19 protein-coding genes are annotated in these 20344 nt (G+C 66.7%); 16 read left to right on the forward strand and 3 right to left on the reverse strand.

Going from position 1 to position 20344, the window contains the following annotated elements; all coding sequences use genetic code 11:
• Nucleotides 1-371 precede the first annotated feature (371 nt).
• The 15 genes from FFS49_RS13730 to FFS49_RS13800 all read left to right on the forward strand — a co-directional run bounded on the left by FFS49_RS13730 (nt 372) and on the right by FFS49_RS13800 (nt 14445).
• Nucleotides 372-689: a non-heme iron oxygenase ferredoxin subunit gene (locus FFS49_RS13730; protein ID WP_011354710.1), complete on the forward strand. Its 318-nt coding sequence runs from the start codon at nt 372-374 to the stop codon at nt 687-689.
• Nucleotide 690: 1 nt separating this feature from the next.
• On the forward strand, nt 691-1002 hold the full coding sequence (locus tag FFS49_RS13735; protein ID WP_039344088.1) for a recombinase-like helix-turn-helix domain-containing protein: 312 nt from the start codon (nt 691-693) through the stop codon (nt 1000-1002).
• 52 nt (nt 1003-1054) lie between these two features.
• Nucleotides 1055-2131 (forward strand): aromatic ring-hydroxylating dioxygenase subunit alpha, encoded by a 1077-nt coding sequence (locus FFS49_RS13740; RefSeq protein WP_039344090.1) that lies wholly within the window; start codon nt 1055-1057, stop codon nt 2129-2131.
• Nucleotides 2124-2894, forward strand: a complete 771-nt coding sequence (locus tag FFS49_RS13745; protein ID WP_039344092.1) for an SDR family oxidoreductase — start codon at nt 2124-2126, stop codon at nt 2892-2894. Before FFS49_RS13740 ends, FFS49_RS13745 begins: the two co-directional genes overlap by 8 nt.
• Before the next feature lie 37 nt (nt 2895-2931).
• Nucleotides 2932-3459 (forward strand): cupin domain-containing protein, encoded by a 528-nt coding sequence (locus FFS49_RS13750; RefSeq protein ID WP_039344094.1) that lies wholly within the window; start codon nt 2932-2934, stop codon nt 3457-3459.
• A gap of 18 nt (nt 3460-3477) precedes the next feature.
• Entirely contained in the window at nt 3478-4374 is an 897-nt protein-coding gene (locus FFS49_RS13755) for an alpha/beta fold hydrolase (protein WP_105818004.1), read from the forward strand.
• On the forward strand, nt 4371-5228 hold the full coding sequence (locus tag FFS49_RS13760) for an IclR family transcriptional regulator (RefSeq protein ID WP_105818003.1): 858 nt from the start codon (nt 4371-4373) through the stop codon (nt 5226-5228). The genes FFS49_RS13755 and FFS49_RS13760 overlap by 4 nt, the downstream gene beginning before the upstream one ends.
• Nucleotides 5225-6022, forward strand: a complete 798-nt coding sequence (locus FFS49_RS13765) for an SDR family oxidoreductase (protein WP_105818002.1) — start codon at nt 5225-5227, stop codon at nt 6020-6022. The genes FFS49_RS13760 and FFS49_RS13765 overlap by 4 nt, the downstream gene beginning before the upstream one ends.
• Nucleotides 6015-7682: a thiamine pyrophosphate-binding protein gene (locus FFS49_RS13770; protein WP_105818001.1), complete on the forward strand. Its 1668-nt coding sequence runs from the start codon at nt 6015-6017 to the stop codon at nt 7680-7682. Before FFS49_RS13765 ends, FFS49_RS13770 begins: the two co-directional genes overlap by 8 nt.
• Nucleotides 7675-8502 carry an aspartate dehydrogenase gene (locus tag FFS49_RS13775; protein ID WP_047849734.1) on the forward strand — a complete coding sequence of 276 codons (828 nt, stop codon included), beginning with the start codon at nt 7675-7677 and terminating at the stop codon, nt 8500-8502. The genes FFS49_RS13770 and FFS49_RS13775 overlap by 8 nt, the downstream gene beginning before the upstream one ends.
• Nucleotides 8503-8574: 72 nt before the next feature.
• Nucleotides 8575-10065 carry an aldehyde dehydrogenase gene (locus FFS49_RS13780; protein WP_071332351.1) on the forward strand — a complete coding sequence of 497 codons (1491 nt, stop codon included), beginning with the start codon at nt 8575-8577 and terminating at the stop codon, nt 10063-10065.
• A gap of 18 nt (nt 10066-10083) precedes the next feature.
• The gene (locus FFS49_RS13785; RefSeq protein WP_105818000.1) at nt 10084-11046 is read left to right on the forward strand and encodes a VOC family protein; all 963 of its coding nucleotides are present in this window, start codon (nt 10084-10086) and stop codon (nt 11044-11046) included.
• Nucleotides 11043-12287, forward strand: coding sequence for an FAD-dependent oxidoreductase (locus tag FFS49_RS13790; RefSeq protein ID WP_105817999.1), 1245 nt, complete (start codon nt 11043-11045; stop codon nt 12285-12287). Before FFS49_RS13785 ends, FFS49_RS13790 begins: the two co-directional genes overlap by 4 nt.
• Nucleotides 12288-12316: 29 nt before the next feature.
• Complete coding sequence (locus tag FFS49_RS13795) at nt 12317-13717, forward strand: MFS transporter (protein WP_105817998.1); 1401 nt, start codon at nt 12317-12319, stop codon at nt 13715-13717.
• Nucleotides 13718-13896: 179 nt separating this feature from the next.
• Nucleotides 13897-14445, forward strand: a complete 549-nt coding sequence (locus tag FFS49_RS13800) for a GNAT family N-acetyltransferase (RefSeq protein WP_105817997.1) — start codon at nt 13897-13899, stop codon at nt 14443-14445.
• A 124-nt stretch (nt 14446-14569) separates the two neighbouring features.
• Here FFS49_RS13800 and FFS49_RS13805 read toward each other — a convergent pair whose 3' ends face one another.
• Together FFS49_RS13805 and FFS49_RS13810 are read right to left on the reverse strand one after the other, a co-directional pair.
• The gene (locus tag FFS49_RS13805) at nt 14570-15496 is read right to left on the reverse strand and encodes an ADP-ribosylglycohydrolase family protein (RefSeq protein WP_105817996.1); all 927 of its coding nucleotides are present in this window, start codon (nt 15494-15496) and stop codon (nt 14570-14572) included.
• 169 nt (nt 15497-15665) lie between these two features.
• The gene (locus tag FFS49_RS13810; RefSeq protein WP_071332354.1) at nt 15666-16568 is read right to left on the reverse strand and encodes a hypothetical protein; all 903 of its coding nucleotides are present in this window, start codon (nt 16566-16568) and stop codon (nt 15666-15668) included.
• 317 nt (nt 16569-16885) lie between these two features.
• Here FFS49_RS13810 and FFS49_RS13815 point away from each other — a divergent pair, with 317 nt between their 5' ends.
• Nucleotides 16886-17299, forward strand: a complete 414-nt coding sequence (locus tag FFS49_RS13815; RefSeq protein ID WP_105817994.1) for a PPC domain-containing DNA-binding protein — start codon at nt 16886-16888, stop codon at nt 17297-17299.
• A gap of 87 nt (nt 17300-17386) precedes the next feature.
• On the opposite strand, the gene acnB is transcribed toward FFS49_RS13815, so the two are convergent.
• Nucleotides 17387-19972: a bifunctional aconitate hydratase 2/2-methylisocitrate dehydratase gene (acnB, locus tag FFS49_RS13820; RefSeq protein ID WP_071332356.1), complete on the reverse strand. Its 2586-nt coding sequence runs from the start codon at nt 19970-19972 to the stop codon at nt 17387-17389.
• Between the last annotated feature and the right edge of the window lie 372 nt (nt 19973-20344).

The following is a 20344-nucleotide window of genomic DNA, read 5'->3' on the forward strand; positions in this document are numbered from 1 at the left end:
TTTTCGCCATCGGATGGGCATTCGTATGTTCCATATAAGGAACAGTGTGCCTCTGATGGAATGGAGTATAGAGGCGTCGAGCACCGGATCAAAAATAATTTTTTCGGGACGGATGGATGTCGGGCCGATGCCCCGCGTCGGTGCGCGAAGCCCGCGTAAACCCGGTAAATACCCGTCCCATAACAAATAATTTCATTTGACGAGACAGGCGTGCGCGATCGCCGTCCCATCGGTCAGTGTTTTCCCTAGGACATGCAGCTTTTTGTTCTACTCGTGGAAAGTCACTTCTATAATCACCATCCATAAACTGCTGTTCCGGATATGGAACAAATCGGAACAAACCGAGAGTCGATCAGAAGGAAGGGTGTGAGATGTCTGAACAATGGGTTTGCGCCGGGCACGCCGGCGCGCTGTCGGAAGACACGCCGATCGAGTTCAAGCGGACCGACGGCGTCGAAATCGGGATCTACCGCGTCGGCGACGACGTGTATGCGCTCGAGAACGTGTGCCCGCATGCGTATGCGCTGCTGACGCAGGGGTTCGTCGACGAAGGCACGGTCGAATGCCCGCTGCACGAGGCCGTGTTCGACATCAAGACGGGCGAATGCCTGAAGGGTCCGGGCGGACGCGCACTGAAGCAGTACGCGGTGCGGCTCGCCGGCGAGGAAATCCAGATCAAGGTGGAGTGACATGAAAGAAGCGACCGTGAATTTCAATCCCTTCCTGAAGCCGTGGGTGGCGCCGCAGCCGAACAACGTCGCGGGCAAGGGGCAGATCGAGATCCCCGGCCAGGTCGAGAACCAGGTCTGGCAAAACCGCAAGGCCGCACCGACCCAGTATGAAAACGACCTCGGCGATGCGCTCGAACGCGTGTTCGAAGCCGGCGCGGTCGAGCTGGACGAGGTCGTCGCGGGCCTGAACCGCATCGGCTTTCGCGCGCCGGACGGCACGGTATGGACACCTGAGCGCTTTCGCGCCGAAATGGCCTCGCTCGCGGAATGACCGCGTAAGCGCCGACCGCCGACCCGACGACAACCGCATCCGGAGCACACTGATGACGTCCCCCGAACAACACGCAGCACAACACGACCCGGTCCGTGCGTACCTCGACCGCGGCATCAAGAACTACTGGTATCCCGTCGCGCCGAGCTGGCAGGTGTCGAATGCACCGGTCGGCCTCACGCGCCTGTCCGAGCAGATCGTGCTGTGGCGCGATCACGACGGCAAGGTCCACGCGCTCGAGGATCGCTGCCCGCATCGCGGCGCGCGCCTGTCGCTCGGCTGGAACCTCGGCGGCAACATCGCCTGCTGGTATCACGGCATCGAAGTCGACGGCGGCGGCACGGTCAATCGCGTGCCGGCCGTATCGAACTGTCCGCTCGAAGGCACGAAGTGCGTGAAGTCGTATCCGGTCGAGGAGAAGGCCGGTGCGATCTTCCTGTGGTTCGGCGACGAAGCGCACGGCGAGCCGGCGCCGCTGAACCTGCCCGAGGAACTGGTCGACGACGCGTACGGCCACTTCCTGTGCGTGTCGAACTGGAAGTGCAATTACCAGTACGCGATCGACAACGTGATGGACCCGATGCACGGCGCGTACCTGCATGCCACCTCGCACTCGATGGCCGAAGGCGACAAGCAGGCCGACATGCGCGTGCGCAAGACGGAAACGGGCCTGATGTTCGAGAAGATCGGCCAGCGCGACGTGAACTTCGACTGGGTCGAGCTCGGCGAAACGGGCTGCCTGTGGATGCGTCTCGCGATTCCGTACAAGCAGAAGTTCGGCCCGGGCGGCAACTTCGGGATCATCGGCTTCGCGACGCCGGTCGACGGCGACAACTGCCAGGTCTACTTCTGGCGCACCCGCAAGGTCAGCGGCTGGCAGCGCGACGTGTGGCGCTTCATGTATCGCAACCGCCTCGAGGGCCTGCACTGGGACGTGCTCGAGCAGGACCGCTACGTCCTCGAAAGCCTCGCGCCGAATGCGCGCGATCACGAGTACCTGTACCAGCACGACGTCGGCATGACGCGCGTGCGCCGGATGCTGCGCACACGTGCGCAGGAGCATCTCTCCGCGCTCGACGCGCATCGCGCGGCGCAGGCGCAGGCCGCATCGGAGCCGGCAAATGGCTGAGCGCGCTCCGGTCGTGTCGCTCGCGGGGCGCCGCGTGCTCGTCACGGGCGGCGCGCGCGGGCTCGGCGCGGCGTTCGTGAAGGCGCTCGTCGAAGCGGGCGCGCAGGTCGCGTTCGGCGACGTGCTGGCCGACGAAGGCCGCGCGCTTGCCGCGCAACTCGCCGAAGCCGGCCATGTCGCGCATTGCTTCGCACTCGACCTCGCCGATCCGGCGAGCGTCACCGCGTTCGTCGCGCAGGGCGCGGCGGCGCTCGGCGGTATCGATGCACTGATCAACAACGCGGCGATCACGAACTCGGGCGGCAAGCTGTCGACCGAGCTCGACGTGTCGACCTGGGACGCGGTGATGAACGTGAACGTGCGCGGCCTGTGGCTCGTCAGCAATGCGGCGCTGCCGTATCTCGCGCAGTCGGGCCGCGGCGCGATCGTGAACCTCGCATCGGACACCGCGCTGTGGGGCGCGCCGAAGTTGCTCGCGTACGTCGCGAGCAAGGGCGCGGTGATCGCGATGACCCATGCGCAGGCACGCGAGTTCGGCGCGCACGGCGTGACGGTCAATGCGATCGCGCCGGGGCTGACCGAAGTCGAGGCGACGGCCTACGTGCCGGCCGAGCGCCACGCGTTCTACATGCAGGGCCGCGCGCTGACGCGTGCGCAGGTGCCCGACGACGTGACGGGCCCCGTGCTGTTCCTGCTGTCGGACGGCGCGCGCTTCGTGACGGGTCAACTGCTGCCGGTAAACGGCGGCTTCGTGATGAATTGATTGAATTGAAGTTTTCACTCTGATGAAGGAGAGGACGATGGCGGACGCCGATCTCGAACGCAAGTCGTGGGACCAGCCGGAAGGCGCAAGCTTCAACGACTGGATGGAAGGGCGCGTGGCGCGCTATGCGACGCGTCGCTACGACTGGGACGCACTGAAGTTCCAGGCCGACTACGACCCGAAGTACCGCCGTGCGCAGATGCGCTACGTCGGCACGGGCGGCACGGGCGTCGCGAAAGACGTCAACACGGTGCCGGCCGGCGGCTTCACGTTCTCGACGATGGTCATCCCGGCCGGCAACATCGGCCCGAGCCACATCCACATGGACGTCGAGGAAATCTTCTTCGTGCTGCGCGGGAAGATGAAGGTGATCTGCGAGCGTGACGGCGAGACGTGGGAAGCGATCCTCGGCGAGCGCGACCTGATCTCGGTGCCGCCGGGCGTGTATCGCACGGAAATCAACATCGGCGAGGAAGATGCGCTGATGTGCGTGATGCTCGGTTCGCCGAAGCCGGTCACGCCGACGTATCCGCCCGATTCGCCGCTCGCGAAGATCAAGCGCTGAGACGGAGCGGGTAAAGCAATGAGTGTCATCGACAAACGTGAACGCGACCGCACCGCGGCGTTCGCCGCGCTGCTCGGGCAGTTCCCCGAACAGCGTTGCGCGGCCGGCGCGGCGGGCACGATCGGATATCGCGAGTCCGGCGCGCACCATGCGGGCCGTGCGTTGCCCGTCGTGCTGCTGCACGGCATCGGCTCGGGCGCCGCATCGTGGGTGCGCCAGCTCGACACGCTCGGCGCATCGCGGCGCGTGCTCGCGTGGGATGCGCCCGGTTACGGCGTGTCGACGCCGGTGCACGGCGCGTCGCCGGCCGCCACCGATTACGCGGCATCGCTGAACGCGTGGCTCGAGGCACTCGGCATCGAACGCTGCGTGCTGGTCGGTCATTCGCTCGGCGCGATCATCGCGGGCGGTCTCATCCGCGTGATGCCCGCGCGGATCGCCGGCCTGCTGCTGGTGTCGCCCGCGGGCGGCTACGGCAGCGCACCGGCCGAAACGCGCGACGCGCGCCGCGACGCGCGGCTCGCGATGCTCGCCGAACTCGGCCCGGCCGGGCTCGCCGAGCAGCGCAGCGGCAACATGCTGTCCGGTTTCGCGAACGAGGATGCGCGTGCGTGGGTGCGCTGGAACATGGCGCGCATCGTGCCGGCCGGCTACGCGCAGGCCACGCAACTGCTCGCGAATGCCGATCTCGCAACGGATCTCGCCGGCTTTCGCGGCCGCACGGCCGTGGCCGTCGGCGCGAACGACGCGATCACGCCGCCCGCCGCGTGCGAGCGGATTGCCGCGGCCGCGCACGTCGGGCTGCAGGTGATTCCACAAGCGGGCCATGCCGGCTACGTGGAAGCACCGGCCGTCTATTCCGCACTGATCGACGCGTTCTGCCGTCAGTGCGACCAACAGCGGGGGCTGGCATGAACGAACCGCTGCAACGACCCGAACTCGAAAACGGCAAGGCCGAAGCCAGCTACGTGGTGCCCGGCCTCGAACGCGGGCTGCGGATTCTCGCCGAATTCTCGCCGCGCGAGCCCGTGCTCGGCGCGCCCGAATTGTCGAAGCGGCTCGGCATTCCGCGCACGACGGTGTTCCGTCTGCTGCAGACGCTCGAATCGCTCGGCTTCCTCGAGCGCGCGGACAAGGATCGCAACTACAAGCTCGGCATCGCCGTGCTGCGGCTCGGTTTCGAATACCTGAGCTCGCTGGAGCTGACCGATCTCGGCCTGCCCGTGATCGAAAGCCTGCGCGATGCGACCGGCTTCACGACGCACATCGTGATCCGTGACGGCCGCGACGTGGTGTTCGTCGCGAAGGCGCAGAGCCAGGCGCCGGTGTTCAGCTCGATCCGCGTGAACGTCGGCACGCGCTTGCCCGCGCATGCGACGACGCACGGTCACGTGCTGATGGGCGACCTGTCGCTGAAGGAACTGCATGCGCTGTATCCGGAAGGCGCGCTGAACCGGATGACGAACGCGACGCCGGAAACGGTCGATGCGCTGTACGAAGTGATCCGCGAGGATGCGCTGCGCGGCTACGGCGTCAGCAATTCGTCGTTCGAGCGCGGCATCTCGGTGGTCACCGCGCCGGTGCGTAACGAGACACAGAGGATCGTGGCGTGCATCACGGTGACGGTGCCGAGGCCGGAAATCGACGCGGCGCTGATCGCGGACGGCCTGATCGACAAGGTACAGCGCGCGGCGGCGGAACTGTCGCGGCGGCTCAATTACCGCTCGGATGACGAGCACACGTTTTTGAAGGCTTTAGGACTCCGATGATTGAAATCGATCTGACCGGGCAAGTAGCGGTGGTGACGGGCGGTTCGTCCGGCATCGGCCTCGCGACGGCCGAACGGTTCCTGCAGGCCGGCGCATCGGTCGCAATCTGCGGCCGCGACAACGAACGCCTCGCGCGCGCCGAAGCGTTGCTGCGCGACAAGTACGCCGATGCACAACTGCTCGCCGCACGCTGCAACGTGCTCGACGAGCAGGATGTGGCCGCGTTCGCGCGAGCCGTATCGACGCGTTTCGGCCGCGCCGACATGCTGGTCAACAACGCGGGCCAGGGCCGGGTGTCGACTTTCGCCGACACGACCGACGACGCATGGCGCGAAGAACTCGAGCTGAAGTATTTCAGCATCATCCGCCCGACACGCGCATTCCTGCCGCTGCTGCGCGATGCAGCCGCGCCGACGATCACCTGCGTGAACTCGCTGCTCGCACTGCAGCCGGAGCCGCACATGGTTGCGACGTCGTCGGCGCGCGCGGGCGTGCTGAGTCTCGTGAAGTCGCTTGCCACCGAACTTGCGCCGCAGCGCATCCGCGTGAACTCGATCCTGATCGGCATCGTCGAGTCGGGCCAGTGGCGCCGCCGTTACGAAATGCAGGCGCAGTCCGGCGAAAGCTGGGAGGACTGGACGGGCGCGCTCGCCCGCACGAAGAACATTCCGCTGAACCGCTTCGGCAAGCCTGACGAGGCCGCTTGGGCACTGTTTTATCTCGCAACGCATCTGTCGTCCTACACGACGGGCAGCCATATCGACGTTTCTGGAGGCTTTGCACGCCATGTCTGAAAAAACCACGGTTGGCGAGCTGATTGCCGCCTTTCTCGAGCAGTGCGGCGTGAAGACCGCATTCGGTGTCATCTCGATCCACAACATGCCGATCCTCGACGCGATCAATTCGCGCGGCAACATCCGGTATGTCGGTGCACGCGGCGAAGCCGGCGCGCTGAACATGGCCGACGGGCTGGCGCGCGTATCGGGCGGCCTCGGCGTCGCGTTCACGAGCACGGGCACGGCGGCGGGCAACGCGGCCGGTGCGATGGTCGAGGCGCTGACGGCCGGCACCGCGCTGCTGCACGTCACGGGGCAGATCGAGACGCCGTACCTCGACCAGGATCTCGCGTATATCCACGAAGCGCCGGACCAGCTGTCGATGCTGCATTCGATTTCGAAGGCCGCGTTCCGTGTGCGCACCGTCGAAACCGTGCTGCCGACGATCCGCGAAGCCGTGCGCATCGCGCAGACCGCGCCGACGGGCCCGGTGTCGGTCGAGATTCCGATCGACATCCAGGCCGCTGAAATCGAATGGCCGGAGGACCTCGCGCCGGCACACGTCGCGGTGCGCGAGCACGACACCGCTCGCGTCGCGAAACTCGCCGATGCTCTCGCGGCCAAGCGCCGCCCGCTGCTGTGGCTCGGCGGCGGCGCGCGCCACGCACGCGAGGAAGTCGAGCGCCTCGTGAAGCTCGGCTTCGGCGTCGTGACGAGCGTGCAGGGTCGCGGCGTGCTGCCCGAAGATCACCCGGCGTCGCTCGGCGCGTTCAACGTGCATGCATCCGTCGAGGCGTTCTACAAGACCTGCGATGCGCTCGTCGTCGTCGGCTCGCGCCTGCGCGGCAACGAAACGCTGAAGTACAAGCTCGCGCTGCCGCAGCCGCTGTTTCGCGTCGATGCCGACGCGCTCGCCGACAACCGCGGCTATCGCAACGAGCTGTTCGTGCATGGCGATTCGAAGCGCGTGCTGGCCGAGCTGGCCGACCGGCTCGAAGGCCGCCTGTCGGTCGATCCGCAGTTCGCCGCCGATCTCGCGGCCGCCCGCGAGCAGGCGGTGGCCGACGTGTCGAAGGGCCTCGGGCCGTACAAGCAGCTCGTCGACACGCTGCAGGGCGCCGTCGGCCGCGACTACAACTGGGTGCGCGACGTGACGATCTCGAACAGCACGTGGGGCAACCGCCTGCTGAAGATCTTCGAGCCGCGCTCCGGCGTGCATGCGCTCGGCGGCGGCATCGGCCAGGGCATCCAGATGGGTATCGGCGCGGCGCTGGCCGGCGCGGCGGCGAAGACGGTGTGCCTCGTCGGCGACGGCGGCCTGATGGTCAACGTCGGCGAGCTCGTCACGGCCGTGCAGGAAAACGCGAACGTGATGATCGTGCTGATGAACGACCAGTGCTACGGCGTGATCCGCAACATCCAGGACGCGCACTACGGTGGCCGCCGCTGCTTCGTGCAGCTGCACCAGCCCGATTTCGCGCACTTCTGCGCGAGCTTCGGCCTCACGCACTACCGGATCACGTCGCTCGACCAGGCGGAAGCGATCGTGCGCGAAGGGATGGCGAAGGCCGGCCCGGTGATGGTCGAGGTCGACATGCTGTCGGTTGGCGCGTTCGCATCGAACTTCGCGGGCCCGCCGGTCAAGAAGGAAGAGCCGTCGGAGCGCCAATATGCTTAACGGGCAAAAGCGGGCGCACGCACCCGTCGACGTCGCGATGATCGGCTTCGGTGCGATCGGCGCGGCCGTGTACCACGCGGTCGAGCACGATGCGTCGCTGCGCGTCGCGCACGTGATCGTGCCGGAACACCAGCGCGCGGCGGTGCAGGGCGTGCTGGGCGGTGCGGTGGAGGTCGTGTCGTCGGTCGATGCACTGGCCCGCCGCCCCGAGTTCGCGCTCGAATGCGCAGGCCACAGCGCGCTCGTCGATCACGTCGTGCCGCTGCTGAAGGCCGGCACCGACTGCGCGGTCGCGTCGATCGGCGCGCTGTCCGATCTCGCGCTGCTGGACGTGCTGGCGCAGGCCGCCGACGAAGGCGACGCGACGGTGACGCTGCTGTCCGGCGCGATCGGCGGGATCGATGCGCTGGCATCCGCGAAGCAGGGCGGCCTCGACGAAGTGCTGTACGTGGGCCGCAAGCCGCCCCTCGGCTGGCTCGGCACGCCCGCCGAGGAACTGTGCGACCTGCGCGCGATGACCGCGGAAAAGGTGATCTTCGAAGGCAGCGCACGCGACGCCGCGCGCCTGTATCCGAAGAACGCGAACGTCGCGGCCACCGTCGCGCTCGCGGGCCTCGGCCTCGACGCGACGCACGTGCGCCTGATCGCCGATCCGGCCGTCGAGCGCAACGTGCACCGCATCACCGCGCGCGGCGCATTCGGCGAGATGTCGCTGGAGATGAGCGGCAAACCGCTTCCCGACAACCCGAAGACGTCCGCGCTGACGGCGTACAGCGCGATCCGCGCGCTGCGCAACCGCGCGGCCCGCTGCGTGATCTGACCGGGCCATTGAATGGCCGCCCGCGCCACGGCGGGGGCGGACGTGCAGAGACAGATATGTGGGACTTGTGACATGACTCCTTTCGATACGAGCCTCGTGCCCGACGGCAACATCCTGATCGGCGGCGAATGGCGGCGCGGCCGTGGCGCGCCTTACGCGAGCATCTATCCGGCCGACCAGTCGCTGAACATGGAAGTGTCGACCGCGAATGCGGAAGACGCGGCCGAAGCCGTCGTGGCCGCCGACGCCGCATGGCGCCGCGCCGACTGGGCCGGGCTGAAGCCGCACCTGCGCGCGCAGGTGCTGTACCGCATCGCCGATCTGATCATGCAGCGCCACGAAGCGCTCGCGAACCTGCAGCGCCGCGACAACGGCAAGCCGATCGGCGAGACGCGCGTGCTGGTGGCGAGCGCCGCGAACACATTCCGCTATTTCGCCGCGTGTCTCGAAACGCTCGACGAGGAACTGACGCCGTCGCGCGGCGACTACCTGACGATGAGCGTGTACGAGCCGATCGGCGTGATCGCAGCGATCACGCCGTGGAATTCGCCGATCGCGTCCGATGCGCAGAAGCTCGCACCGGCGCTGGCCGGCGGCAACGCGGTGGTGCTCAAGCCGGCCGAAGTCACGCCGCTCGTGTCGCTCGCGCTGGCACGCATCTGCGAGGAAGCCGGCGTGCCGAAGGGCGTGCTGAGCGTGCTGCCCGGCAAGGGCTCGGTGATCGGCGACGTGCTCGTGCGCCATCCGCTGGTGAAGAAGGTGTCGTTCACCGGCGGCACCGAAGTGGGCCGCGGCATCGCGCGCATCGCGGCCGAGAAGCTGATGCCCGTGTCGCTCGAACTCGGCGGCAAGTCGCCGACGATCGTATGCGATGACGCCGATCTCGATCATGCGGTCAACGGCGTGCTGTACGGCATCTTCAGTTCGTCGGGCGAAGCGTGCATCGCGGGTTCGCGGCTGTTCGTGCAGCGCGCGGTGTACGACGAATTCATGAAGCGTTTGGTGGCCGGCGCACGCAAGCTGCGCGTGGGCGACCCGACGCGGGCAGACACGCAGATGGGGCCGCTGATCACCGCGAAACATCGCGAATCGGTGGAGCGCTACGTGGCGCTCGGCCTCGAGGAAGGCGGCCGCCTGCTGTGCGGCGGCGAGCGGCCGTCGGGCGACGGGCGCGAGAACGGCTTCTTCTATCAGCCGACGATCCTCGAAGGCTTGCCGAACAGCGCGCGCATCTGCCAGGAAGAAATCTTCGGCCCGGTGCTCGTCGCGATGCCGTTCGACGACGAAGCGTCGCTGATCGCGCAGGCGAACGACAGCGTGTTCGGCCTGGCGGCCGGCATCTGGACGCGCGACTACAAGCGCGCCTGGCGTATCGCGCGTGCGCTGGAGACGGGCACGGTCTGGATCAACACGTACAAGCTGTTCTCGATCTCCACGCCGTTCTCGGGCTGGAAGGAGAGCGGGATGGGGTGCGAGAAAGGGCGTCTCGGTATCCGCGAGTACATGCAGCAGAAGAGCCTCTACTGGGGCTTGAACGACGCGCCGCTGCCGTGGGCGAACTGAGCGAAGGGGAATGACGCAATGAGCATTTTGGGAATCGAGCAGATCACGTACGGCGTCGACGATCTCGCGACCTGCCGGCGCTTTTTCGCCGACTGGGGGATGAAGGAAGTCTCGCACGACGACACGCGCGCACGCTTCGAGACGCTGAACGGCTGCACCGTGCTGGTCGTCAAGGCCGACGATCCGTCGCTGCCGCCCGCGTTCGAAGCGGGGCCGACGCTGCGGGAAGTCACGTGGGGCGTCGCGACGCAGGCCGAACTCGATGCACTACGCACGAAACTGGCCGGCCAGCCCGGCTATTACGCGCAGGACGATGCGGTCGGCTGCATCGACCCGAACGGGATGGCGATCCGCATCGAAGTCACGCGCAAGCGTGAACTCGACATCACGGGCTCGCCGTCGAACGTGTGGGGCCAGACGCTGCGCGTCGACCAGCCGAGCCCGATCTATGCACGCGCGGAACCGGTCGAGGTCGGGCACGTGGTGTTCTTCACGAACTGCCTCGACGCGCAGGAAAAGTTCTATCACGCGCTGCTGGGCTTCGAGACGTCCGACCGTTACCCGGGCCGTGGCGCGTTCATGCGCTGCGCACCGCACGGCGGCCACCACGACCTGTTCCTGCTCGCGCTGCCGAACGGCAAACGCGGCCTGAACCACGTCGCGTTCACCGTGCGCGACATCCACGAGGTGTTCGGCGGCGGCATGCACATCGACCGCTGCGGCTGGGAAACGCAACTCGGCCCGGGGCGCCATCCGGTGTCGTCCGCGTACTTCTGGTACTTCCAGAACCCGGCCGGCGCGCTGATCGAGTACTACGCGGATGAAGACGTGCTGACGCCCGAATGGCAGCCGCGAGAATTCGAGCCGGGCCCGACGGTGTTCGCCGAGTGGGCCGTCGACGGCGGCCTCGACGGCAACACGCGCCGGCAGAAGAACGCGAAGGCGCCGGAAGGCAAGTTCATGACGGAGCGCAAATCGTGAGCGAAGAGAACGCACAGGAGCAGCCCGCGCCGGGCACGGTCGTCGTGATCGGCGGCGGCCAGGCCGCCGGCTGGGTGCTGAAGACGCTGCGCGCGGAAGGCTTCGCGGGCCGCCTCGTGATGATCGCCGACGAACCGCATCTGCCGTACGAGCGCCCGCCACTGTCGAAGGCCGTGCTGGCCGGCGACGCCGACATCGAAACCGTGCGTGTCGTGCGTCCTGACGAATTCGACGCGCTGAACGTCGAAGCATGGCAGCCGGAACGCGCCGCGTCGATCGACCGCGCGCGTCGCGTCGTGACAACCGAAAGCGGCCGCGAGATCGCATACGACCGGCTCGTGATCGCGACCGGCGGCACGTCGCGCCGCTTGCCGGATTCGATCGTGAGGACCCCGAACCTGCATTACCTGCGCACGCTCGACGAAGCGGCCGCGCTCGGCGAGAAGCTGCGCGCGAGCCGGCGCGTGCTCGTGATCGGCGGCGGCTGGATCGGCCTCGAAGTCGCGGCGACCGCGCGCAAGCTCGGCGTCGACGCGGTGGTCGTCGAAGGCGCGCCGCGGCTGTGCGGCCGCTCGGTGCCGCAGATCGTGTCGGATTTCCTGCTCGACCTGCATCGCGCGAACGGTGTCGACGTACGCCTCGGCGCGGCGCTCGCATCGCTCGACGCGCAGCCGGACGACGCGTCGAAGGTTCGCGCGACGCTCGCCGACGGCACGACGATCGACGCCGATTTCGCGGTGGCCGGCATCGGCCTCGCGTTGAACGCGTCGCTCGCGAGCGACGCGGGGCTGGCCATCGACGACGGCATCGTCGTCGACGAATTCGGTGCGACGAGTGACCCGGCGATCTTCGCGTGCGGCGACGTCGCGAACCATCACAACGGCTGGCTGAAGCGGCGCGTGCGGCTCGAATCGTGGGCCAACGCGCAGAACCAGGCGATCGCGGCTGCGAAGGCCGTGCTCGGCGTACGTGCCCCGTACGCGGAGATTCCGTGGTTCTGGTCCGATCAGTACGACGTGAACCTGCAGATCCTCGGCGATCTGCCGGCCGATGCGCAGCTCGTCGTGCGCGGCGAGCTTGCCGCGCGACGCGCGACGCTGTTTTTCGTGGGCGAAGGGCATGTGAGAGGTGTCATCGCCGTCAACAACGCACGTGAGCTGAAGCTCGCGCGCAAGTGGATGAACCAGGGCCGGGCAGTGGATACGGAAGCCCTGGCAGACACGAGCAGGACACTGGCCTGACCGGCGACGAGATACAGGAGACACCCCGCATGAGCACTTTCGACAACGTCGTGGCCGGACGCGCCACGATGGAAGCTGCCGCCTCCACGCCCGGCGCGATCATCGCACGGCTCGAGCGGCTTCCGGCCAACGCGATGCAGATCCGCGCCCGCGTGCTGATCGGCACAGCGACGTTCTTCGACGGCTTCGACGTGATCACGATCGCGGCGACGCTGCCGCTGCTGATTCACAAATGGGGGCTGTCGCCGACGCAGATCGGCATGCTGATCGCGTCCGGCGCGATCGGCCAGCTGATCGGCGCCTTCCTGTTTCCCGCGCTGGCGGAGAAGCACGGCCGCGTGAAGGCGATCGCATGGAGCTCGGCCGTGATCGGCGTCACGAGCATCGCGTGCGGGTTCGCGCCGACCTTCGAGATCTTCGTGCTGCTGCGGATCCTGCAGGGCCTGGGTCTCGGCGGCGAGTTGCCGGTCGCCGCGACGTACATCAACGAGATCACGCGCGCGCATGGCCGCGGCCGCTTCGTGCTGCTGTACGAGATCGTGTTCCCGATCGGCCTGCTCGTGTCGATGGCGCTCGGTGCGTGGCTCGTGCCGCGCTTCGGCTGGGAGATCATGTACTTCGTCGGTGGCCTGCCGCTGATCCTGTCGCTCGTGCTCACGCGCCTCGTGCCGGAGTCGCCGCGCTGGCTCGCGTCACGCGGGCGGCTGGCAGAAGCCGGGCGGGCGGTCGGCGAGTTCGAAGCGTCGGTGCGCGGCGAGCTGCCGCCCGTCACGCAGGCGGCCGCGTTCGACGAGATGGTGCGCCAGCATCCGAAGCGCAAGATGAGCGACCTGTTCAGCGCCGCGTATCGCAAGCGCACGCTCGCGGTGGCGACGTTGTGGGCGACCTGCGGGTTCATCCAGTACGGGCTGTCGACGTGGCTGCCTACGATCTACAAGAACTTCTATCACGCACCGCTGCAGCTCGCGCTGAATCTTGCGGTGATCGGCTCGGTGATGGGCGTGCTCGGGTCGCTGGCGTCGGCGCTGCTCGTCGACAAGCTCGGCCGCAAGCCGGTGATCGTATGGTCGTTCGTACTGTGCGCGCTGTCGCTGGCGTTCGCGGGCTTCTATCACGCGTCGTCGGTGTATGTCGTGTCGATCTTCTGCTCGCTGTCGCTCGGGTTGATGGCGTCGGGGTTCATTACCGCGTACGTCTATACGCCGGAGCAGTATCCGACGAGCATCCGCGCGTCGGGCTGCGGCCTCGGCAGCGCGTGGCTGAAGATCGCATCGTTCGTCGCGCCGATGGTGGTGCCGCACGCGATCATCGGCGGCAACCTCGCGCCGGCGTTCTACCTGATCGGCATCGTGCCGCTGATCGCGGCGCTGACCGTGCACTTCGTCGGCATCGAAACGAAGGGGAAGGTGCTCGAAGCGCTCGAAGCGTAAGCGCGGTCGGCCGGCGGTATCGGATGAGGTGGAGAGGCCCGGGCGATGTCCGGGCCTTGTTGTTTGGCGGCGATCCGGTTGTTGCGGAGGGGCGCGACGGATCGTTCGAATGCGTGACATAGCCGACTTTCGGCTTGCATGTTCTAATTCACGATCCCGTTTTTCGACCGACCGTCGCCATGCCCCTGTTCGAACCCGTCACGCTGCATACCTCCCGCCTCGTCATGCGGCCGCTACGCGAAGCCGATGCGCATGCCTTCTTCGAGATCTGGTCGGATGCGGAAGCGATGCGCTATTTCTCGTTCTCGCCGATGACGCATATCGACCAGGCGATCGAGCGCGTCGCGCGCAACGTGAAGACGTCCGCGAGCGGGCAGGACCTGATCTGCGTGCTCGAATCGCGGGAAACCGGCGAGGCGCTCGGCGAATGCGTGCTGTTCCATGCGAACGAGCAATGCCGGCGCGCCGAGATCGGCTTCAGCCTGCGGCGGAAGTACTGGCGTGGCGGATACATGCGCGAGGCGGCATCGGCCATGATCGATCACGCGTTCGGCACGCTGCGGCTGAAACGGCTCGAAGCCGATATCGATCCGCGCAACGTCGCGTCTGCGGGGCTGCTCGAACGGCTGGGCTTCGTGCGGGAAGGGCTGCTGCGCGAACGCTGGATCGTCGGTGACGAAGTGTCGGACAGCGCGCTGTATGGGTTGCTGGCGAGCGACCGGCGCTGATGCGCTGCGGCGGCAGCGCATCATTTCTCGGCACGAACGATCGCGCGCGCGTTGATGCAACGACGCTGGGAAATCGGGTTCGGCTCGCCGGGTTCGACTCGGCGGCCGGCCGATGAGGTCGTATTCATAACTTCGCGAGCCAGCCCTCGACCATCTCTTTTCCGCGCAGCATTGCAACCCATCGATCGGGCAACGCCTGTTCGCCGTACTGCGCGCCGGCGAGGCCGCCGGCGATGGCCGCGGTCGTATCCGTGTCGTTGCCGAGCGCGATCGCGCGCTTCACGCAGTCCTCGTAGCTGCCCGTCGACAGCAGGCAATGGATCGCCGACCAGAAACTGTCGACCACATAACCCGATCCTTGCGGCGCGTCGAAGCGGCCGTCGAGCACGATCTTCAGTTCGATTTCGTCGGCCGTGCCTTCGTAGTGCGCGAGCAGTTCGTCCTCTGCCGCGCGCACCGCGTGGGGCGCGGGCTGGCCGTCGACGATCCTCAGCGCCGTCAGGCAATAGAGCGCGCAGCAAAGCTGCGAACGCACGTGGCCATGCGTGACGACGCTCTGCTTGTGCGCGAGCCGGATCGCGTCGTCGCGCGACGCGGCGACCATCACGACGGGGAAGCAGCGCATCAGCGAGCCGTTGCCGTTGTCGCGCTCGTCGCGGGGCCCGGCCGCTGCGGGCGCGGCGCCGGCCGCCAGCGCATGGAACGCGCGTTGAGTCTGCAGGCCGACGTCGAATACGCGGCCGTCCGGCGTGAATGCGCCGCGATGGAACCAGTTCAGCAGGTTGCCGGCGAACGTATCGAGATTCAGGTCGTGCTCGCGCAGCAGTGCGTCGAGCAGCGCGAGCGCCTGCGCACCGTCGTCGCTCCAGGTGCCGGGCGGTACGCCGTCGTGCGCGCGAGCGAAGCCCGGCGGCGGGATCATGTCGATCCCGGCAGGCGGAGGAATCGAAGCGGCGCCGTGGAATTCGTACGGCACGCCGAGCGCGTCGCCGATCAGCAGGCCAAGCAGGCCGCCGCGAAGGCGGGATCGTCGGTTCGGAATCGGTGTCATCAAAGGGAATTCGGATTGGGGCGGCTTGCGCCGGGGAAGACAATGCACAAGATCTCGAGCTGAACCGCGTCATTATGCAGTCGCCGCCAAGTGACGTACTGTTCCGGCTGTTCGCCGGGCGCCTTCGCGCGGTGGCGGCCGCAGTCGCTGTTGAAACGACCCACGACGATTACGTCAACGCCCGCCCGGCCAGCACGTCGACAGGCATTTCACGCTCCAGCGCCCTGGCGGCGAGTTCCCCGACCCAGTCTGCATCGGCGGGATCGACGACGCCATATTGGGCCGGCGGAAAAAAAGCAAAGAGGTGAGCCGCCGCAGTCAGGCGTTCGCATTCGGCGTGAGACAGCAGACAGGACGTCACGGTCAATGGCGCGGCCGGTCCACTCCATCTCAATCCGATGCGGATATGGGTGCGTGGCGCAAATGCGATTGCCAATTCTCGCCTCGGGATCAACCATTTCGTCTCCAAGGGGAACGTTGGCGGCCCGTACCAATTGTCAGCCGCAATCAGATCAGCCAGCACCAGCCAATGACCGACGGACGTTCGGGCCAGGATCCACTGTCTCATTCGGGCCTTGCTGGATCTGAGCTTGCCGTCGATCCATTCCTCGACGTAGAGGGGCTCCGGATCGTAGTCGTCCGACCACACGACGATGGCTGAACATAGCGTATGGCGCTCCAGTTCGACATGCCCGTTGGACGGCATTTCTCGCCAGTACCGCTGCCGGGTACCGTACGTCGCGACGCACCAGTTCAGGCCGATCCATGCTGCGATGAAGAGCGCCGTGACCCATATGAGGGTGACGACTGTTCCGTCAACTGCACGATCCAGATCAAAGGCCGGATCGACCATTCCGCGGTATGCAAGTATGCCCAGCAAATACGTGAGCACCGGGATCACAGGCCCGAATACGACCGGCAACGCCAGAATGGCGAGCCAGTTTCGGACATGCACGCTCCCCGCCGATTTGGCGCGCGCACGCTCCTCATCGCTCATCGCCGCGATTTCCCGCGCGGCAATCTCGTCGCTCGGCGTGTGGAACCGCTCATACGTATTCTGGCATTTGGGCATTCGTCGGGGCGTTCGATGAAAAGGGGGCGATAAGGCAGGGGTTTCCTCGAGGAACTGATTCTTGCATACGTCAGGGGCGGTTTTCAGGCGGACGCATATGCGTTCCCTGCGGAAAACAAAGCTGATGCGCTGCGGCCGGTGCGAAACCATGTCGCACGGGCCCGTATGCGCAGGAGGCCCGGAGTCGAACGGTAGCGATTGAAACGACGCCTGGAAGACACCGACGCGCGGGGATCATCGCGAGCGGGTGACTTGCCGGATTCACCGGGCGAACGTACGCTTGGTCGATACCACGATCGACCCACAGGCTCCCGACCATGCAAGCCCATCCTTTGCGACTTTCTCCCGGCGACGATCTGCGCGGCGCCATCGAAGCGGCACTCCGTCGACACGAAGCGCACGCCGCCTTCGTGATCCAGGGCATCGGCAGCCTGAGCGTCGCGCAGTTGCGTTTCGCCGGCGCGGACCAGCCGACCGAGCTGCGCGGCGACCTCGAAATCCTGACGCTGGCCGGCACGGTGTCGCCGGACGGCGCGCACCTGCACATGTCGATCTCGGATGCGGCCGGCCGCGTGACGGGCGGCCATGTGGCGAGCGGCTGCGTGGTGCGCACGACGGCCGAGATCCTGCTCGCGCTGCTGCCTGCGCATCGCTTCTCGCGCGAGCTCGACGCGGGCACCGGCTTCAACGAGCTGGTGATCCGGCGCGAGCCGGACGCCGACACCGAATGAAAAAAGGCGCCGCAGGCCTTTCAGCCCGCGGCGCCTTTTCGCGGTGGCGCTGCGACGTCGACCACCCGTCGCAGCCCGACTGCGTGCTTACACCTGCACGGTGTCGGCCACTTCCTTGAAGTCTTCGATCTGGTCGAAGTTCATGTACTTGTAGATCTTGTCGCCGTTCGCGCTGAGCACGCCCATGTCGGCCATGTACTCTTCCTTGGTCGGGATCTTGCCCAGACGCGAGCAGATCGCCGCCAGTTCCGCCGAGCCGAGATACACGTTCGTGTTCTTGCCGAGACGGTTCGGGAAGTTGCGGGTCGACGTCGACATGACCGTCGCGCCTTCGCGCACCTGAGCCTGGTTACCCATGCACAGCGAGCAGCCCGGCATTTCGGTGCGCGCACCGGCCGTGCCGAACACGCCGTAGTGGCCTTCTTCGGTCAGCTGCTTCTGGTCCATCTTGGTCGGCGGCGCGACCCACAGCTTGACCGGAATGTCGCGCTTGCCTTCGAGCAGCTTCGACGCCGCACGGAAGTGACCGATGTTGGTCATGCACGAGCCGATGAACACTTCGTCGATCTTCGCGCCGGCGACGTCCGACAGCGTCTTCACGTCGTCCGGGTCGTTCGGGCATGCGACGATCGGCTCGTGGATGTCGGCGAGGTCGATCTCGATGACGGCCGCGTACTCGGCGTCGGCATCCGGTGCGAGCAGTTGCGGGTCGGCCAGCCACTGTTCCATCGCCTGGATGCGGCGCTGCAGGCTGCGCGGATCCTGGTAGCCCTGCGCGATCATCCATTTCAGCAGCGTGATGTTGCTGTTCAGGTACTCGATGATCGGTTCCTTGTTCAGGTGGACCGAGCAACCGGCTGCCGAACGCTCGGCCGACGCATCCGACAGCTCGAACGCTTGCTCGACCTTCAGGTCGGGCAGGCCTTCGATTTCGAGGATGCGCCCCGAGAAGATGTTCTTCTTGCCTTGCTTGGCGACCGTCAGCATGCCTTGCTTGATCGCGTACAGCGGAATCGCGTTGACGAGGTCACGCAGCGTGACGCCCGGCTGCATCTTGCCCTTGAAGCGGACCAGCACCGATTCCGGCATGTCCAGCGGCATCGTGCCGGTGGCGGCCGCGAACGCGACCAGGCCCGAACCTGCCGGGAAGCTGATGCCGATCGGGAAGCGCGTGTGCGAATCGCCGCCGGTGCCGACGGTGTCGGGCAGCAGCATGCGGTTCAGCCACGAGTGGATCACGCCGTCGCCCGGGCGCAGCGCGATGCCGCCGCGCGTGCTGATGAAGTTCGGCAGCGTCTGGTGCGTCTTCACGTCGACCGGCTTCGGATAAGCGGCGGTGTGGCAGAACGACTGCATCACGAGATCGGCCGAGAAGCCGAGGCACGCGAGATCCTTCAGTTCGTCGCGGGTCATCGGGCCCGTGGTGTCCTGCGAGCCGACCGAGGTCATCTTCGGCTCGCAGTACGTGCCCGGGCGCACGCCCTGGCCTTCCGGCAGACCGCATGCGCGGCCGACCATCTTCTGTGCGAGCGAGAAGCCCTTGCCGCTGTCGGCCGGCTGGTGCGGCAGGCGGAACAGCGTCGACGGCGCGAGGCCGAGCGCTTCACGTGCCTTCGCGGTCAGGCCGCGGCCGATGATCAGCGGAATGCGGCCGCCGGCGCGCACTTCGTCGAACAGCACGTCGGACTTCACCTGGAATTCGGCGATGACCTTGCCGTCCTTCAGCGCCTTGCCTTCGTACGGGCGCAGTTCGACCACGTCGCCCATTTCCATCTGCGACACGTCGAGCTCGATCGGCAGTGCGCCGGCGTCTTCCATCGTGTTGTAGAAGATCGGGGCGATCTTGCCGCCGAGGCACACGCCGCCGAAGCGCTTGTTCGGCACGAATGGGATGTCTTCGCCCGTGAACCACAGCACCGAGTTGGTGGCCGACTTGCGCGAGGAGCCGGTGCCGACCACGTCGCCCACGTAGGCGACCAGGTGACCCTTTTCCTTCAGCGATTCGATGAACTTGACCGGGCCGCGCTTGCCGTCTTCTTCCGGCGTGATGCCCGGGCGTGCGTTCTTCAGCATCGCCAGTGCGTGCATCGGGATGTCCGGGCGGGTGGTGGCGTCCGGTGCCGGCGACAGGTCGTCGGTGTTGGTTTCGCCCGTCACCTTGAACACGGTGATGGTCAGGCTTTGCGGCACTTCCGGGCGGCTCGTGAACCATTCGGCATCGGCCCAGCTCTGCAGCACGGCCTTCGCGTGCGCGTTGCCCTTGTCGGCGAGTTCCTTGACGTCATGGAACTGGTCGAACATCAGCAGGGTTTTCTTCAGTGCGTTGGCAGCCACGGCAGCCACGGCTTCATCGGACAGCAGCTCGATCAGCGGCTGGATGTTGTAGCCGCCCAGCATCGTGCCGAGCAGTTCGGTCGCGCGTTCGCGCGAGATCAGCGGGCAGGCGGTCTCGCCCTTGGCCACGGCGGCCAGGAAGCCGGCCTTCACGCGGGCGGCTTCGTCGACGCCGGCAGGCACGCGATGGGTGATCAGGTCGAGCAGCGTCTGCTCTTCGCCGGCGGGCGGGTTCGTCAGCAGTTCCACCAGTTCGGCGGTCTGCTGAGCCGTCAGCGGCAGGGGAGGAATACCGAGCGCGGCGCGGGCGGCCACGTGAGCACGAAAGTTTTCAAGCATGGGGAGACCTGCTGATATTGCGTTTGAGGGGAAGGCCTTGCCGGCACTCCGGGGCTGTTCCAGACACTGCTTTGAGCGGGATTCTAATCTCAATGATCTTTAACGTCAAATGTCTTATGTCTTATATAAGACTTGGCGGTCGGGACACGGGGAAGCGTGGTGGCATGGAGGCGGCGGTGTTTGGAGGCGTGTTCCGGAGGTTCGCCTGGGCGCGGATGCGAGCAAGGTGTTCCGGGTGGTTCTGGCGAGGACTGCGGGAGGCGCGGAGGGCGGCGAGGTGCGCTACCGGTAACGAAGCCTGGGAGCCCGGTTGCCGGCGGCGCATATATCTGCACAAGCACGCAAGAAACGTCACATACGGGCCGCGTTCGC

The sequence above is a fragment of the Burkholderia sp. 4NA327C6 genome (genome assembly GCF_005502655.1).
Lineage (GTDB): Bacteria > Pseudomonadota > Gammaproteobacteria > Burkholderiales > Burkholderiaceae > Burkholderia > Burkholderia contaminans.

What these genes read in the sequence shown, in the direction of transcription:
- FFS49_RS13785 (WP_105818000.1), top strand. Translation starts at nt 10,084, where the DNA reads ATGAGCATTTTGGGAATCGAGCAGATCACGTACGGCGTCGACGATCTC.
- FFS49_RS13815 (WP_105817994.1), top strand. Translation starts at nt 16,886, where the DNA reads ATGCAAGCCCATCCTTTGCGACTTTCTCCCGGCGACGATCTGCGCGGC.
- FFS49_RS13730 (WP_011354710.1), top strand. Translation starts at nt 372, where the DNA reads ATGTCTGAACAATGGGTTTGCGCCGGGCACGCCGGCGCGCTGTCGGAA.
- FFS49_RS13760 (WP_105818003.1), top strand. Translation starts at nt 4,371, where the DNA reads ATGAACGAACCGCTGCAACGACCCGAACTCGAAAACGGCAAGGCCGAA.
- FFS49_RS13755 (WP_105818004.1), top strand. Translation starts at nt 3,478, where the DNA reads ATGAGTGTCATCGACAAACGTGAACGCGACCGCACCGCGGCGTTCGCC.
- FFS49_RS13745 (WP_039344092.1), top strand. Translation starts at nt 2,124, where the DNA reads ATGGCTGAGCGCGCTCCGGTCGTGTCGCTCGCGGGGCGCCGCGTGCTC.
- FFS49_RS13775 (WP_047849734.1), top strand. Translation starts at nt 7,675, where the DNA reads ATGCTTAACGGGCAAAAGCGGGCGCACGCACCCGTCGACGTCGCGATG.
- FFS49_RS13770 (WP_105818001.1), top strand. Translation starts at nt 6,015, where the DNA reads ATGTCTGAAAAAACCACGGTTGGCGAGCTGATTGCCGCCTTTCTCGAG.
- FFS49_RS13750 (WP_039344094.1), top strand. Translation starts at nt 2,932, where the DNA reads ATGGCGGACGCCGATCTCGAACGCAAGTCGTGGGACCAGCCGGAAGGC.
- FFS49_RS13800 (WP_105817997.1), top strand. Translation starts at nt 13,897, where the DNA reads ATGCCCCTGTTCGAACCCGTCACGCTGCATACCTCCCGCCTCGTCATG.
- FFS49_RS13735 (WP_039344088.1), top strand. Translation starts at nt 691, where the DNA reads ATGAAAGAAGCGACCGTGAATTTCAATCCCTTCCTGAAGCCGTGGGTG.
- FFS49_RS13740 (WP_039344090.1), top strand. Translation starts at nt 1,055, where the DNA reads ATGACGTCCCCCGAACAACACGCAGCACAACACGACCCGGTCCGTGCG.
- FFS49_RS13805 (WP_105817996.1), bottom strand. Translation starts at nt 15,496, where the DNA reads ATGACACCGATTCCGAACCGACGATCCCGCCTTCGCGGCGGCCTGCTT.
- FFS49_RS13765 (WP_105818002.1), top strand. Translation starts at nt 5,225, where the DNA reads ATGATTGAAATCGATCTGACCGGGCAAGTAGCGGTGGTGACGGGCGGT.
- acnB (WP_071332356.1), bottom strand. Translation starts at nt 19,972, where the DNA reads ATGCTTGAAAACTTTCGTGCTCACGTGGCCGCCCGCGCCGCGCTCGGT.
- FFS49_RS13810 (WP_071332354.1), bottom strand. Translation starts at nt 16,568, where the DNA reads ATGCCCAAATGCCAGAATACGTATGAGCGGTTCCACACGCCGAGCGAC.
- FFS49_RS13780 (WP_071332351.1), top strand. Translation starts at nt 8,575, where the DNA reads ATGACTCCTTTCGATACGAGCCTCGTGCCCGACGGCAACATCCTGATC.
- FFS49_RS13795 (WP_105817998.1), top strand. Translation starts at nt 12,317, where the DNA reads ATGAGCACTTTCGACAACGTCGTGGCCGGACGCGCCACGATGGAAGCT.